At 69.4% G+C, this 13,790-nt stretch carries 16 protein-coding genes; 10 read left to right on the top strand and 6 right to left on the bottom strand.

Features of this window, described 5'->3' with window-relative positions:
- Nucleotides 1-106: 106 nt before the first annotated feature.
- From N802_RS19840 to N802_RS04795, 3 genes are all read left to right on the top strand, one after another.
- The gene (locus N802_RS19840; RefSeq protein WP_082569572.1) at nucleotides 107-283 is read left to right on the top strand and encodes a DUF3117 domain-containing protein; all 177 of its coding nucleotides are present in this window, start codon (nucleotides 107-109) and stop codon (nucleotides 281-283) included.
- A gap of 75 nt (nucleotides 284-358) precedes the next feature.
- Complete coding sequence (locus tag N802_RS04800; protein ID WP_035913101.1) at nucleotides 359-1,873, top strand: leucyl aminopeptidase family protein; 1,515 nt, start codon at nucleotides 359-361, stop codon at nucleotides 1,871-1,873.
- Nucleotides 1,870-2,235, top strand: coding sequence for a hypothetical protein (locus N802_RS04795; RefSeq protein WP_035913099.1), 366 nt, complete (start codon nucleotides 1,870-1,872; stop codon nucleotides 2,233-2,235). The genes N802_RS04800 and N802_RS04795 overlap by 4 nt, the downstream gene beginning before the upstream one ends.
- Before the next feature lie 7 nt (nucleotides 2,236-2,242).
- Here N802_RS04795 and N802_RS04790 read toward each other — a convergent pair whose 3' ends face one another.
- Nucleotides 2,243-2,878, bottom strand: coding sequence for an O-methyltransferase (locus tag N802_RS04790; RefSeq protein WP_035913097.1), 636 nt, complete (start codon nucleotides 2,876-2,878; stop codon nucleotides 2,243-2,245).
- A 132-nt stretch (nucleotides 2,879-3,010) separates the two neighbouring features.
- On the opposite strand from N802_RS04790, the gene sigE reads away from it, so the two are divergent.
- Genes sigE through N802_RS04770 form a run of 4 tightly spaced genes read left to right on the top strand, consistent with a single transcriptional unit; the run spans nucleotide 3,011 to nucleotide 6,057 of the window.
- Nucleotides 3,011-3,652 (top strand): RNA polymerase sigma factor SigE, encoded by a 642-nt coding sequence (gene sigE, locus N802_RS04785; protein WP_035913094.1) that lies wholly within the window; start codon nucleotides 3,011-3,013, stop codon nucleotides 3,650-3,652.
- The gene (locus N802_RS04780; protein WP_035913091.1) at nucleotides 3,652-4,215 is read left to right on the top strand and encodes an anti-sigma factor; all 564 of its coding nucleotides are present in this window, start codon (nucleotides 3,652-3,654) and stop codon (nucleotides 4,213-4,215) included. Before sigE ends, N802_RS04780 begins: the two co-directional genes overlap by 1 nt.
- A complete protein-coding gene (locus N802_RS04775) occupies nucleotides 4,212-5,624 on the top strand; it encodes a S1C family serine protease (protein WP_035913088.1) in 1,413 nt (470 codons plus the stop codon). The genes N802_RS04780 and N802_RS04775 overlap by 4 nt, the downstream gene beginning before the upstream one ends.
- Before the next feature lie 25 nt (nucleotides 5,625-5,649).
- The gene (locus N802_RS04770; protein WP_035913084.1) at nucleotides 5,650-6,057 is read left to right on the top strand and encodes a twin-arginine translocase TatA/TatE family subunit; all 408 of its coding nucleotides are present in this window, start codon (nucleotides 5,650-5,652) and stop codon (nucleotides 6,055-6,057) included.
- Nucleotides 6,058-6,125: 68 nt separating this feature from the next.
- On the opposite strand, the gene N802_RS04765 is transcribed toward N802_RS04770, so the two are convergent.
- The 4 genes from N802_RS04765 to N802_RS04750 are packed head-to-tail and all read right to left on the bottom strand — an operon-like array spanning nucleotide 6,126 to nucleotide 9,712.
- Nucleotides 6,126-7,271: an Mrp/NBP35 family ATP-binding protein gene (locus tag N802_RS04765; protein WP_035913081.1), complete on the bottom strand. Its 1,146-nt coding sequence runs from the start codon at nucleotides 7,269-7,271 to the stop codon at nucleotides 6,126-6,128.
- A 9-nt stretch (nucleotides 7,272-7,280) separates the two neighbouring features.
- Complete coding sequence (locus N802_RS04760; protein ID WP_035913079.1) at nucleotides 7,281-7,865, bottom strand: DUF1003 domain-containing protein; 585 nt, start codon at nucleotides 7,863-7,865, stop codon at nucleotides 7,281-7,283.
- Complete coding sequence (locus N802_RS04755) at nucleotides 7,858-9,156, bottom strand: magnesium transporter MgtE N-terminal domain-containing protein (RefSeq protein WP_035913783.1); 1,299 nt, start codon at nucleotides 9,154-9,156, stop codon at nucleotides 7,858-7,860. Before N802_RS04755 ends, N802_RS04760 begins: the two co-directional genes overlap by 8 nt.
- Nucleotides 9,157-9,166: 10 nt before the next feature.
- Entirely contained in the window at nucleotides 9,167-9,712 is a 546-nt protein-coding gene (locus N802_RS04750) for a hypothetical protein (RefSeq protein WP_245613835.1), read from the bottom strand.
- 54 nt (nucleotides 9,713-9,766) lie between these two features.
- Here N802_RS04750 and N802_RS04745 point away from each other — a divergent pair, with 54 nt between their 5' ends.
- From N802_RS04745 to N802_RS04735, 3 genes are all read left to right on the top strand, one after another.
- Nucleotides 9,767-10,882 carry an HpcH/HpaI aldolase/citrate lyase family protein gene (locus tag N802_RS04745; RefSeq protein ID WP_035913076.1) on the top strand — a complete coding sequence of 372 codons (1,116 nt, stop codon included), beginning with the start codon at nucleotides 9,767-9,769 and terminating at the stop codon, nucleotides 10,880-10,882.
- A complete protein-coding gene (locus N802_RS04740; protein ID WP_035913073.1) occupies nucleotides 10,882-11,751 on the top strand; it encodes an HpcH/HpaI aldolase/citrate lyase family protein in 870 nt (289 codons plus the stop codon). The genes N802_RS04745 and N802_RS04740 overlap by 1 nt, the downstream gene beginning before the upstream one ends.
- A 125-nt stretch (nucleotides 11,752-11,876) precedes the next feature.
- Entirely contained in the window at nucleotides 11,877-12,641 is a 765-nt protein-coding gene (locus N802_RS04735; RefSeq protein WP_035913070.1) for a L,D-transpeptidase family protein, read from the top strand.
- A 69-nt stretch (nucleotides 12,642-12,710) separates the two neighbouring features.
- Here the strand turns inward: N802_RS04735 and N802_RS04725 are convergent, their stop codons facing one another.
- Nucleotides 12,711-13,562 carry a serine protein kinase RIO gene (locus N802_RS04725; RefSeq protein WP_035913068.1) on the bottom strand — a complete coding sequence of 284 codons (852 nt, stop codon included), beginning with the start codon at nucleotides 13,560-13,562 and terminating at the stop codon, nucleotides 12,711-12,713.
- Between the last annotated feature and the right edge of the window lie 228 nt (nucleotides 13,563-13,790).

The following is a 13,790-nucleotide window of genomic DNA, read 5'->3' as shown; positions in this document are numbered from 1 at the left end:
CTGGCCCGTTGCAACGGGAATAATGGACCCGGACTCCGGTGCGCCAACACCGGGACGCGAATACGTGGACGCATGACTGTGCGCCGCGGCAACGAAGGGAACACCCATGGCGGCAATGAAGCCCAGGACGGGCGACGGCCCTCTCGAGGTCACCAAGGAGGGTCGCGGCATCGTGCTCCGCATGCCTCTGGAGGGTGGTGGCCGCCTCGTCGTCGAGATGACTCCGGATGAGGTGCGAGCGCTGGGTCAGGCGATCGACGACTGCGAGGCGTTGAAGAAGTGACCGTCCGCCGATGACGTGACGAGAGGGCCTCCACCGGCATGGTGGAGGCCCTCTCGTCGTCGGTAGGGTCGGCGGGTGCCTTCCGAAGACCTCCTGTCCCCGAGCATCGCCACCTGGACTGCGAGTGATGGTCCCCTGAGCGACCTCCTCGCCGACCGCGATGCGTCCGATCTCGTCCTCGCTGTCGGAGTGCTGTCCGGAGCGGAGCCGTGGGACCCGCGGACCCGGGACGCGCTCGCGAGTGCCGGCTTCGACGCCGACGAGATCCTCGAGACCCACGAACCCGCGACGACGGCTGGTGCGTCCACGACCGTGCGTATGCCGCGGGGCGAGTTGGCCGTGCGGGCGCTCGTTCTCGTCGGGCTGGGGGAGGGCAGCTCCGCGGACCTTCGGATCGCGGGTGCCGGCGTGGGTCGAGCAGCGCGGGGGCGCAGGGACGTCGTCCTCGTGGCACCGCCGTCGGATGAGGTGGGACACGCAGCCCTCGTCGAGGGCACCGTCCTCGGGGGGTGGGGGCCGGCGCGCTTCAGCGGCGGGGCCTGGCAGTCGGGGGCCGAGGTCACCGGCGCCGTGACGGTCGTCGACGTCGAGGCCGATGTCGTCGAGCGGGCCGTCCGCCGCGCTGTCGCGACGCTGACGGCGCGCAACCTCGCCAACACGCCGTCCAACATCAAGAACCCTGCATGGATGGCCAAGCAGGCGCGCACCGTCGCTCGACGTGCCGGACTCGACGTCAGGGTGTGGGACGAGAAGGCCCTGGGTGCGGGTGGCTTCGGCGGACTGCTCGCCGTGGGCGGGGGTTCGGCGTCGCCCCCGCGACTCGTGCAGCTCGACTACGTCCCCGAGGGGGCAGGCTCCGAGACGACCCATGTCGTCCTGGTCGGGAAGGGCATCACGTTCGACTCCGGCGGTCTGCAGGTGAAGCCTCCGGACGGCATGCTGGCGATGAAGACCGACATGTCCGGCTCGGCGATCGTCCTCTCGGTCCTCGCTGCTTGCCGAGACCTCGATGTCCCCGTGCGGGTGACGGGCCTGCTCGCGCTCGCCGAGAACATGGTGGGCGGATCGGCCTATCGGCCCGGTGACGTCATCACGCACTTTGGTGGGACGACGTCGGAGGTCGGCAACACGGATGCCGAAGGGCGCATCGTCCTGGCCGATGCCCTCGCCTACGCCGACGCCGAGCTGAACCCCGACGTCGTGGTCGACATCGCCACCCTCACTGGAGCTGCCCGGGTCGCCCTGGCCCGCGCCATGGCTCCCGTCTATGCGACGGACGACGCGCTCTCCTCCCAGCTTCGGGCCGCAGGTGAGACAGCAGGTGAGACGCTCTGGCCCTTCCCGCTCGTGCGCGCCTACCGTCGGGCACTGGAGTCCGACGTGGCAGACATCAACCACATCGGGCCCTCGGTCGGCGGTGGGTCCATCACCGCGGCGCTGTTCCTGAGTGAGTTCGTCGGGACGCGCCGCTGGGCTCACCTCGACATCGCCGGCCCCGGCCGGTCCGATGTCGACTCCGGAGTCCACGGCAAGGGTGGGACGGGGTTCGGCACCCGACTCCTGTTGCGATGGTTGGAAGGTCTGCGATGAACGCCGGATACGGCTTGGCAGTGCGCTGGTCCCTCGAGGATGCGCCCGAGAATGCGCCCGACCTGCTGCGCGAATACGTCGTGGGCACGTCGATCGCGCGCTTCATGTTCCTCGACGGGCTCGCCTTCAAGGTCTGGCGCATGCGTGAGGGGGAGTGGTTCGAGGGCACCTACGTCTTCGACACCGAGCAGGAGCGCAAGGTGTTCCGCGAGGAGTTCGAGGCCACGGCGGCCGAGTCCAAGGGCTCGGAGCTCATCGGGTCATCGCCGATCTTCGTCGAGGAGTTCGAGGTCGTCGGCATCGCGGAGGGTCCCGCCGGCTTCCGGCGCGGGGCCGGACCGCACGTGGACGCCCACGCCTGAGGTCTCCTCAGCGCTTGACCGCGACGAAGAGGCCGTCGCTCACCGGCAACAGCGCCGGAAGCAGGGCATCGTCGTCCCTCAGTGTCTTCCCGAGGTCGCGCAGCGTCGTCGTCTCGGCGTCGCGGGCGGCAGGATCGGCCACCTTGTCGTGCCAGAGCATGTTGTCGAGGGCCAGGACGCCGCCGCTGCGCAGCAGTCGTATGCCGTGCTCGACGTAGTCCGGGTAGCTCGCCTTGTCGGCGTCGATGACCACCATGTCGTAGGCGCCGTCGGTCATGCGCGGTAGGACGTCGGTGGCCCGACCACTGATGACGCGGGTGCGCTGCGACGGGTAGCCCGCCTCGGCGTAGGCCTCGCGAGCGGCCTTCTGGTGCTCGGGGGAGATGTCGATGGTCGTGAGGACGCCGTCCTCCGGCATCCCAGCGAGAAGCCACAGACCCGACGTGCCCGATCCCGTCCCGACCTCGATGACGTGCTTGGCCGCGATGGCGGCGGCGAGCATGCGGAGGGCAGCGCCTGCGCCCGTCCCCACGGGCATGGCCGAATCGAAGGCGAGGCCCCGAGCGCGCGCCTGCTCGATGACCTCGGGCTCAGGGACGAAGTCCTCGGCGTACGACCAACTCGCGGGCTTGAGGGTGCTCATGTGCGGAAACCCTACTCGTGGGGCTCTGGAGGCACGGGACTCACAGGCGCCACTCAGGTTCCTCAGGAACATTTCCCGGCTTCGGCACGTAGATATCTGTGACATGCACAGCACCTGTGACATCGAGAAGCCGTGGCAACCGAGCAGGGGACGATGATGACCACCGAAGCAGGCGTGACCACTGTGGAGTGGACGCCGCCGTCATGGGAGCAGATCGTCGAGGAGCACTCGGCGCGGGTCTACCGGCTGGCCTACCGCCTCACCGGCAACGTGCATGACGCCGAGGACCTCACTCAGGACGTCTTCATCCGGGTGTTCCGCTCGCTGCACACGTACCGTCCTGGCACCTTCGAGGGCTGGCTGCACCGCATCACGACCAACGTCTTCCTCGACAAGATGCGTCGCAAGCAGCGGATCCGGTTCGACGCGCTCTCTGACGAGTCCGCCGCGCGCCTCCCGTCGCGCGAGGCCGGCCCCGAGCAGACCTACGCGGACGCGCACTTCGACGACGACGTCCAGCGGGCACTCGACCAGCTCGCGCCCGACTTCCGCGCTGCGGTCGTCCTCTGCGACATCGAGGGCCTGTCCTACGAAGAGATCGCCGCAACCCTGGACATCAAGCTTGGCACGGTGCGCTCCCGCATCCACCGTGGTCGCGCCCAGCTGCGCGAGGCCCTGGCACATCGTGCACCCGAGGTCCGCACTCCTGTTGCGGCGAGCGCCGGTCCGTCCCGTCGGCCGGGCGTCCTCACCGCTGCTCGAGGTGCCGTGTGATGCCTCTGTCGCGTCCCGCCCGTTGCCGCCTCGACGAGTTGCCCGACTACGTCTCGGGGCAGCTTTCGGCGCAGCGTGCCCACGTGTGGGACCGGCACCTCATCACCTGCGTGGGCTGCCAGCATGCCGTGGCGGGGGAGCGGCGGTTGCAGGCGCTTCTCGCGTCCGGCTGCCCGTCGATGCCCGGCAGCCTCCATGCCCAACTCGTCGCGCTCGCCTCGTCAATGACCGGACCGGCCATGGCCCAGACAAGCGAGCGCGCACCACTTGAAATGGTGCCTCCCACGGCTCCTCCGGCGCACCGCAGCCCGCTGCGGTCGGCGGCGATGGCCACGGCGGCCGCCGGTGCGACTGCAGCTGTCGCCTGGACCCTGACGATCACGGGGACGGGCGCCGTGACGACGACCGTCACCTCCGTCGGCGGCGTGTCGCCGGCGGTGCGGCCGACGCTCGCACCGCCAACGTCAGGAGGCTCCGCAACCTTGCGCACGGTGTCCACGCAATGGGCTGGTGAGGCCTCGGTTCGTGACCTGGTGATCTGCGAGGCAGAATCGAAGGCATGACCGAGGACAGCACGCCCCGACCCGATGCTGAACGGCCGCCTGTCGATCCGGGTCACACCCAAGAGGTCGACGTCGAGCACACCCGGGCGTTCGGGCCGCCCCCAGGGCAGGCGCCTTTGCTGCCTCCCCAGGAGCCGGTCCGCGAACCGGTCTGGGCGTCCGGGCCGGACTACACCGCGGCCCCTTCTCAGGCCATGTCGGGACCGAAGCCGTGGAGCGCGGGTGAGCACCCGGCATACGCGAACAATCCGTACTCCGCGACGGCGACTCAGAGCGTCCCTGCGAAGCAGGCCACCAAGGGTCCCAGCTGGCTCGCGGTGTTCCTGATCGCCGGGCTCGCGGCGCTCCTCGCGGGCCTGACCGGCGGCCTGTTCGGGGGGTGGCTCGGCGCCACTGATCGGTTCGACGGGCTTGATCTGCGCTCCGGACAGGATGCCGGCGCGACGCCCCAACCCGGGGCGGGCGCGACGACCCGCCCCGGGGGGACGGTCGCGAACATCGCCGCCAACGCCACGCCCAGCGTCGTGACCATCCAGGTCCAGGCCGCAGACGGTGACGGGACGGGCTCCGGGTGGGTGCTCGACGACAAGGGTCACATCGTGACGAACAATCACGTCGTCGCGTCGGCCGCGAGCGGGGGCGAGATCACCGTCGTGCTGTCCAATGGCAAGGAGTCCAAGGCCACCATCGTGGGCCGGGACGTGTCCTATGACCTCGCCGTCCTCAAGGTCGACCGCACGGACCTCACCCCTCTGCCCATTGGCGACTCCAACGCCGTGGTCGTCGGAGACCCCGTCATCGCCGTGGGAGCACCGCTGGGGCTCGACTCCACCGTGACCACCGGCATCGTCTCGGCCCTCAACCGTCCCGTCACACCGGGCAACGCCGACGACCAGTCGTTCATCAACGCCATCCAGACCGACGCCGCGATCAACCCCGGCAACTCCGGGGGCCCGCTCCTCGACATGCAGGGGCGTGTCATCGGCATCAACACGGCGATCGCACGGGTCGCCGGGCAGAGCATCGGCGGGCAGAGCGGCAACATCGGCGTGGGCTTCGCGATCCCGAGCGCCCAGGTCAAGATCACGGTCGACCAGCTCATCCGCACGGGCAAGGCCGAGCACCCCATCATCGGGGTCATGCTCGACCGCCAGTACCAGGGTGAGGGGATCAGGATCGCCGAAGACTCCGCTGACAACCCCGCGGTCACCCCCGACGGGCCGGCGGCCAAGGCCGGGCTTCGGGCTGGCGACGTGATCACTGCCTTCGAAGGCCGACCGATGACCGACCCCGATGCACTCGTCGTCGCGATTCGCTCCAAGGCCGTGGGCTCGACCGTCACACTGACCGTCGTGCGTGACGGCAAGTCACGGGATGTCAAGATGGTGCTTCAGGGCAGGAGCGACTGACGCGCTGCGGCGCACAGGAGGACGCGTGTTCGGCATCAACGGCTGGGAGATCGTTCTCTTCGCCCTCATCGCAGTCTTCGTGCTCGGCCCCGAGCGCCTGCCGGAGTATGCCCAGAAGTTGGCGCAGTTCATCAAGAAGGCCCGGGTCATGGCCGAGGGCGCCAAGGGGCAGCTCAAGGATCAGCTGGGGCCCGAGTACGAGGACATCAACTGGCGTCAGTACGACCCGCGCCAGTACGACCCTCGTCGCATCGTGCGCGAGGCCCTCGTGGAGCCCCTCGAGGACGCGGCCTCAGGCCTGAGGTCGAACGGAAGCTCTCCCGATGCCGGGGTCATCGACCCATACGATCCGGAGACGGCGTCCCCGTCGAGCGGAGACCTGCGCACGTGGGACCCGACGCGGCCGACCCCTTACGACATCGACGCCACGTAGGGAGGCGATCGTGGGCGCCGCAGCGAGCGGTCGATCGTGGTCGCCGCTGCGAGCGGTCGACGGTGCTGTCAGCGGCCGGAGGGCGTGAGGCCTAGGGAACGACCGGCGAGGCCACGCGAGCGGGTCCCGAGCTCGCGCGCGATCCCGCGCAGGGCAACGGCTGCCGGTGACGTGGGCTCGCCGAGGACGACCGGGTTGCCCTGGTCGGCACCGATGCGCAGCGTGGTGTCGAGCGGGATCTGACCGAGCAGCGGCACGGGCGCGCCGATGCTGCGCGTGAGCGAGTCGGCGACGGTCTGCCCGCCGCCGGAGCCGAAGATCTCCTGACGGGAGCCGTCCGGGAGTTCGAGCCACGACATGTTCTCGATGACGCCGGCGACCCGCTGATGGGTCTGAACGGCGATGGCCCCTGCGCGCTCGGCCACCTCGGCTGCGGCCTGCTGCGGGGTGGTCACGACGAGGATCTCGGCGCCGGGGATGAGCTGGGCGACGGAGATCGCGATGTCGCCCGTGCCCGGGGGCAGGTCGAGGAGCAGGACGTCGAGATCGCCCCAGAAGACGTCGGCGAGGAACTGCTGCAGCGCGCGGTGGAGCATGGGTCCGCGCCAGACCACCGGCTGGTTGCCCGGGACGAACATGCCGATCGAGATGACCTTCACGTCGTGCGCGATGGGCGGCAGGATCATCTCGTCGACCTGCGTCGGCTTGTGTTCGACGCCGAGCATGCGGGGGATGGAGAAGCCGTAGATGTCGGCGTCGACGACACCCACCTTGAGGCCCTGCTGCGCGAGGGCAGCCGCGAGATTGGCGGTCACGGACGACTTGCCGACGCCACCCTTGCCCGAGGCCACGGCATAGACCCGAGTGAGGCTGCCCGCCTTGGCGAAGGGGATCTCCTTCTCGGCGGCGCCCCCACGGAGGTTGGTCCGCAGTTCGGCGCGCTGCTCGTCCGACATGACACCGAGGGTCACGTCGACCGCCGTGACGCCGGGGACCTTCATGAGCGCAGCGGTGGTGTCCTTGGTCAGCGTGTCCTTGAGGGGGCAGCCGGCGATGGTGAGCAGCACCGTGACGGCGACCCGCCCGGACTCGTCGCACTCCACGGACTCGACCATGCCGAGATCGGTGATCGGCTTGCGGATCTCAGGGTCGTTGACGGTGGCGAGAGCGGCGCGCAGCGCCTCATCGCTCACGGGTGCAGCAGTGACAGCCATTGCTCCATGCTAAGTCGCTCGCGACGATCCGCCCTCATCGGTCCGGGCGTTCGCGGTGTCTGACGCGTCACTGTCCTGCGGATCCTGGAGGCGGCCGATGACGAGTCCGCGCTCTTCCATCTCGTCGAGCAGGTCGCGCAGCTCGCCGCGCACGAAGTCGCGGGTGGCCGAGTCGCGCATCGCGATGCGCAGCGCAGCCACCTCACGGGTGAGGAACTCGGTGTCGGCGAGGTTGCGCTCGTCCCGGGTGCGGTCCTGCTCGAGCATCACCCGGTCGCGGTCGGCCTGGCGGTTCTGGGCCAGCAGGATGAGGGGGGCCGCATAGGACGCCTGGAGGCTGAGCATGAGAGTCAGGAAGATGAACGGGTAGTCGTCGAAGCGCCAGTCCCTGGGCGCGACGAGGTTCCACACGACCCACGTGAGGACGAAGACGGTCATCCCGATGAGGAAGTAGGCCGTGCCCATGTAGCGGGCGAACTTCTCGGACAGCACCCCAAAGGCCTCCGAGGAGAGTGCTTCGGGGCGGGTGAGGAACTGGCGCTTGGCTTCGCGAGGCTGGTCGAGGCGGGGGGCGCGGTCGCGGCGCTCAGCCATGCGGGATCACCTCGTGGGATCCCGTGACCTCGTGGCGGTCCTCGCGCCAGTCGTCGGGCAGCAGGTGGTCAAGGACATCATCGACGGTGACGGCGCCGACGAGCAGGCCGTTCTCGTCGACCACGGGCAGCGCGATGAGGTCGTAGGTCGCCAGGAGGCGGGTCACCTGGCCGACGGTGGCCTCGGTCGTGACCGGCTCGACGTCCTTGTCGAGGATCGTGCCGATCGAGGCGTGCGGCGGCTCGCGCAGCAGGCGTTGGATGTGGACCATCCCCAGGAACTTCCCGGTCGGGGTCTCGAGCGGGGGTCGGCACACGAAGACGGTGCACGCCATCGTCGTCGACAGCTCCTGACGGCGCACGACCGCGAGGGCCTCGGCAATCGACGCGTCGGGGCCGAGGATGACGGGCTCGGTCGTCATGAGACCGCCGGCGGTGTCCTCGTCGTAGGTGAGCAGGCGGCGCAGGTCGGCGGCCTCGTCGGGCTCCATCAGCTCGAGGAGCTCTTCCTGGCGCTCTGTGGGCAGCTCGGCGAGGAGGTCGGCAGCGTCATCGGGCTCCATGGCCTCGAGGACGTCGGCGACGCGGTCGTTGTCGAGGCCGGCGATGAGCTCGACCTGCTCGTCCTCGGGCATCTCCTCGAGGACGTCGGCGAGCTGGTCGTCGGCCAGTGCCGCAGCGACTTCGGCGCGTCGTTTCACCGGGAGGTCATGGATCGCCTCGGCGAGGTCGGCCGGCTTGAGGTCCTCGTAGTGCTCAAGGAGTCTCGCCGCACTCTGCTGGTCCGCGGTGTCCCGGAGCCCGGTGACGTCCTCGACGGGCACGACGAACGTCTCTCCGCGGCGGCGACCGAGTCGGGACAGGGAGCTGCGAGTCGAGACTCGGCGCACGAAGACACGGGTGACCGACCAGCTGCGTGCGTGGTTCTGCTCGAGGCCGATGTCCTCGACCGTGGCGTCGACGGTCTCACCCTGCTCGTCGCGGACGCTCACCTTGCGCTCGATGAGCTCGGCCAGCACAAGGGTCTCGTTGGGTCGCTGCTCGAAGCGGCGCATGTTGACCAGACCGGTCGTGATGACCTGCCCACCGTCGACGGAGGTGACGCGGGTCATGGGCACGAAGACACGACGACGGCCCGGCACCTCGACGACGAGGCCGATGACGCGCGGCCTCGATCGCTGGGCGCTGAAGGTCACGACGACGTCCCGCACGCGACCCACCGGGTCGCCCAGGGGGTCGAACACGGCGAGCTCGGCCAGTCGGCCGACGAAGACGCGGGTGCTCGTGCTCACGAGCGACACGTTAGTCGCGTCCGCGTCCCCGCCAGTGCCATGGTCGCCAGCGCGCCGTGGTCCCGCGCGCGGGCGAGACGGTCACACGCCCGGACTCCGCGGCATACGTTCCCGGTCCTTCTTCGGGTATGCCGTGTGGTGCGAGGACGTGGATCGTCGCACCTTCGCGCCATCGGGCGAGCACGTCCCCGGTGGCGTTGAGGCGGTTGCTGCGCAGGATCTCGGCTGCTTCGTCCCACTCGGGCGTGGCCTTGTCGACCTCGCGCACGCTCGCCCGGAGTCGGAGGATTCGCCCCCCGGTGTCCTTGGATCTCAGGATGACCGTGACCACGTCGGGGAGGTCGGGGAGGGTTTGCTCGCCATGGCCGGAGACGACATAGGCCGCCGGGCCGGTGCCGCGAGGATCCTCGTCGTCGTGCCACACGAACCAGACCGCGTGCGTCCCGGCGTCGGGCACCTCCACCCAGAGCACGCCGGACTTCGACGCGGCCTCCGCGAGGAGGCGCGTGACATTGATGGAGGCCTGTCGGGGGGCCGGGATGGGCGAACCGCTCACGGCGTGAACTGTCTCATAACGCTGCACGCATCGTCACTGCTACCGTCCGGCCTCATGCGCTCTCCCAAGGACTTCTTCGGCCCCCTCGCGGTGGGTGCTCCGGCACCGGTCCGCGAGGTTCCCGCCCTCCCCAGTCGGATGATCCACTTCTTCGACCCGAGCAACGAGAAGATGGCCGCCAAGGTCCCCGGGATGGTCGGCACCGTCGACGTCCTGCTCGGCAACCTCGAGGACGCCGTCAAGGCCGACCGCAAGGAGGCCGCCCGGCAGGGCCTGGTCGACATCGCCAAGGCGACGGACTTCGGTGACAGCACGCAGCTCTGGACGCGCGTCAACAGCCTCGACAGCCCGTGGGTCCTCGACGACCTCATCACGCTCGTCACCGAGATCGGCGACAAGCTCGACGTCATCATGGTCCCCAAGGTCCAGGGCCCCGAGGACATCCACTACGTCGACCGGATCCTCGCGCAGCTCGAGGCTCGCGCCGGCCTGAAGCGGCCGATCCTCGTCCACGCCATCCTCGAGACGGCTCGTGGCGTCGCCAACGTCGAGGCCATCGCGGGCGCGTCCCCGCGCATGCAGGGCATCAGCCTCGGTCCTGCCGACCTGGCCGCCGACCGTCGGATGAAGACCACCCGCGTGGGTGGCGGGCACCCCGGCTACCTCGTCCGCCAGGACCCGGCCAAGGACCTCGGTGAGGGAGTCGACCCGATCACCGCCGAGCGCACGACCTACCAGCAGGACCTCTGGCACTACACGATCGCGCGCATGGTCGATGCCTGCGCGATGCACGGGATCTTCCCGTACTACGGCCCGTTCGGGGACATCAAGGACGTCGTCGCGTGCGAGGACCAGTTCCGCAACGCCTTCCTCCTCGGCTGCGTCGGCACCTGGTCGCTGCACCCCGTCCAGGTCGACATCGCCAAGCGGGTCTTCAGCCCGTCGGCCGAGGACGTCGCCCACGCACGACGGGTCAAGGAGGCCATGGGTGACGGCACCGGCGCCGTGATGCTCGACGGGAAGATGGAGGACGACGCGTCGCTCAAGCAGTGCCTCGTCATTCTCGAGCTGGCCGAGCGCCTCAGTGCGGGTGACCCGGAGCTTGCCGCCCTGTATGCCGTCCCGGCGCCTTCTGGTGATGCGCCCGTCACGCAGGGTGAGGCTTCCTGATGGGTGAGCAGACGGCATACACGCCTCGTCGTTCGGTCCTCTACATGCCGAGCTCGAACGAGCGCGCCCTCGAGAAGGCCAAGACCCTGCCCGTCGACGGGCTCATCCTCGATCTCGAGGATGCCGTCGGCCCCGACCACAAGGAGTCGGCACGCGACAACGCCTGCGCCGCTGCGGCATCGGGGGAGTACGGCAACCGTGAGGTGACGATCCGGATCAACGGCATCGGGACCCAGTGGCATGAGGCCGACCTCGCCGCCGCCGCGGCCGCCGGACCGGCCGGTGTTGTGGTTCCGAAGGTGGGATCCGCGGACGAGGTCCGCTCGCTCGTCGCGGGGCTCGAGGCCGCCGGTGCTCCGGAGCACACGAAGCTCTGGGCCATGATCGAGACGCCCGAGGCGATCTTCAACGTGCGAGAGATCGCCAAGGCCTCGCCGCGACTCGCGGTGCTCGTCATGGGCACCAACGACCTCGTCAAGGAACTCCGGGCCGATCACGTCCCCGGTCGTGGCCCCCTCCTCACCTCGTTGCAGCTGTCGCTCCTCGCCGCGCGTGAAGCGGGGATCGCGATCCTCGACGGCGTCTACAACGACGTCAAGAACGCCGAGGGCTTCGAGGCGGAGTGCGTCCAGGGGCGCGACTTCGGGTTCGACGGAAAGACCCTGATCCACCCCGGCCAGGTCGAGCCGTGCAACACGATCTTCGCGCCGAGCGACGAGGCCGTCGCGGACGCACGCGGCATCCTCGAGGCCTGGGAGGCGGGCGACGGCAGTGGCGTCGTCACCCACAACGGGCGCATGGTCGAAAACCTTCACGTCGACATCGCCCGCCGGGTTCTCGCCGTCCACGAGGTAGTCTCAAGCCGCTGACCGTGCCCCCGCCAGCCTGGGGTCGGTGAGTTTCTCCCAAACTCCCGCACCACGACGCAACCCTGTGGTGCGCTGGAGCGTCTGGGGGAGTGACTCAGGACGAACGTACGAAGGGGCAGGGGAGCATGGAAACCACGGGACGAACGGCCACCCGTCGAGCGGCAGTGCTGGCTGTCGGTGGCGGTGGTCTGTTGACCGCCCTGACGGCGACGAGTGCGGCTGCTGACCCGACATGGGAGAAGCGCCGCACGCGGGCCACCACGAGGTCCGCGCCCAACCCGAACGCGGTGCGCCCGACGCTCCAGCTCGGGGACACCGGTGCGCACGTCAAGATGGCCCAGGACCGTCTCAACGCCCTGACCTACTGGTGCGGCACGAGCGACGGGACCTTCGGGCCCCTCACCCAGCAGGCGGTGTGGGCGCTGCAGAAGGTCGCGCACGTCAGTCGCACGGGGCAGGTCGACTCGCGCGCCTGGGGACTTCTCGACCAGGGCGTCAGGGCGAACCCGCGCACGACCTCCGGCACGGCGATCGAGTGCGACCTTGCGGAGAACACGCTGATGTTCGTGCGCGACGGGAAGCTCGTCTACACGATCAACACGAGCACCGGCAACAACGAGCGCTACTACTCCCAGGGGGAGTGGCGCACCGCGCGCACACCCACTGGCAGCTGGCCGATCTACCACCGCTGGACCACCGGCTGGCAGAACGGCCGGCTCGGCTCCATGTATCGGCCGACGTACTTCAACCAGAGCTGGGCGATCCACGGCTCGACGTCGATCCCGCCCTACCCCGCCTCGCACGGCTGCTGCCGAGTGAGCACGTCCGCCATGGACAAGTTCTATCGTGAGAGCTGGACGGTCATCGGCCGCAAGGTCTGGATCTACTGACCACGAAGCGCGGCAGGAGAGGGGCGTCGACCACAGGGTCGACGCCCCTCTCTCGTCACCCGGTGCCGCTCACCAAGCGCTGCCCGCGGCGACGGCCGCGACGTCGCCGAAGACCTGGTCCGTGTCGACGACCAGTCCACGGCGGGTGAACCAGTCGCACATCACGCGGACGTCCCGCTCGAGGAACTCGAAACCGTGCGGGTTTCCGACCACGTCGACGATCTGTGGCCAGTCGATGACGACGAGCCGGTCCTGGTGGACGAGGACGTTGTAGGGCGACAGGTCGCCGTGCGCCCAGCCCTCGTGCGCGAGGGTGATCGCCACGTGGCGGAACTGCTCGAAGAGTTCGGCGAGCAGGTCGGGCGCCGGTTTGGTCTGGACGAGCCTCGGAGCGGCCTCGCGACCGGTGCCGAAGAACTCCATGAGCATCTCGGCGTCGTCCAGTTGGACCGGGTAGGGGACGGGCAGGCCCATCTCCCAGAGCTTGGCCAACGCCTCGAACTCGGCGAAGGCCCACTGGCCGGCGATGAGCGCCCGACCGTATTCGGTGCGACGTTGCATGGCCCGCATGTCGCGGGTCTTGCGGACTCGCCGGCCGTCGAGGTAGCCGCTGTCCCGGTGGAAGAGCCGGTTCTCCGCGCCGCGGTAGCGCTTGGCCGCGAGGAGTGAGTCGACGGCGGGCGTAGCCGTCCCGTCGGGCACCCACCGTCGGATCAGGTGGACATCGGCCTCCTTGCCGGTCTTGAGGACGCCGAGGTCCTCCTCGACGGCGCCGAGGGCGGTGATGACCCAGTCGGGTCGGGGTGTGGGCCCGTGCGTGGCGCCGTCCCAGGAGGACCAGCGCTCGCCTTCGGGCGGGGTGTCAGGGCAGGTGTTGCTGGCGAAGAGCGGCGACTCGGTCGCGGCTGCGTGAAACGTCAAGGTAGGACTCCGTTGAAAGAAGGGTGTGGGCGCGGGAAAGGCCCAGGACAGTCGTGGACATGTCACGCCTCCTTCTCTCGTCGGTGTCGTCGCACCGTGAACGCCGAGTGCGTTCGCAAGCAGTCGGTATGCCGTCCGCTCACCTCCCAGCCTGACACCCCACCGCTCGCTTCGCCACCGATTTTCCACGTCCGCGGATGTGGTCGTCGTGGCGACCAAAGTTGCGGA

It is taken from the genome of Knoellia sinensis KCTC 19936 (assembly GCF_000768705.1).
Lineage (GTDB): Bacteria > Actinomycetota > Actinomycetes > Actinomycetales > Dermatophilaceae > Knoellia > Knoellia sinensis.
Note: the sequence above shows the minus strand (reverse complement) of the source record. Positions and strands in the feature narration are given on the sequence as shown.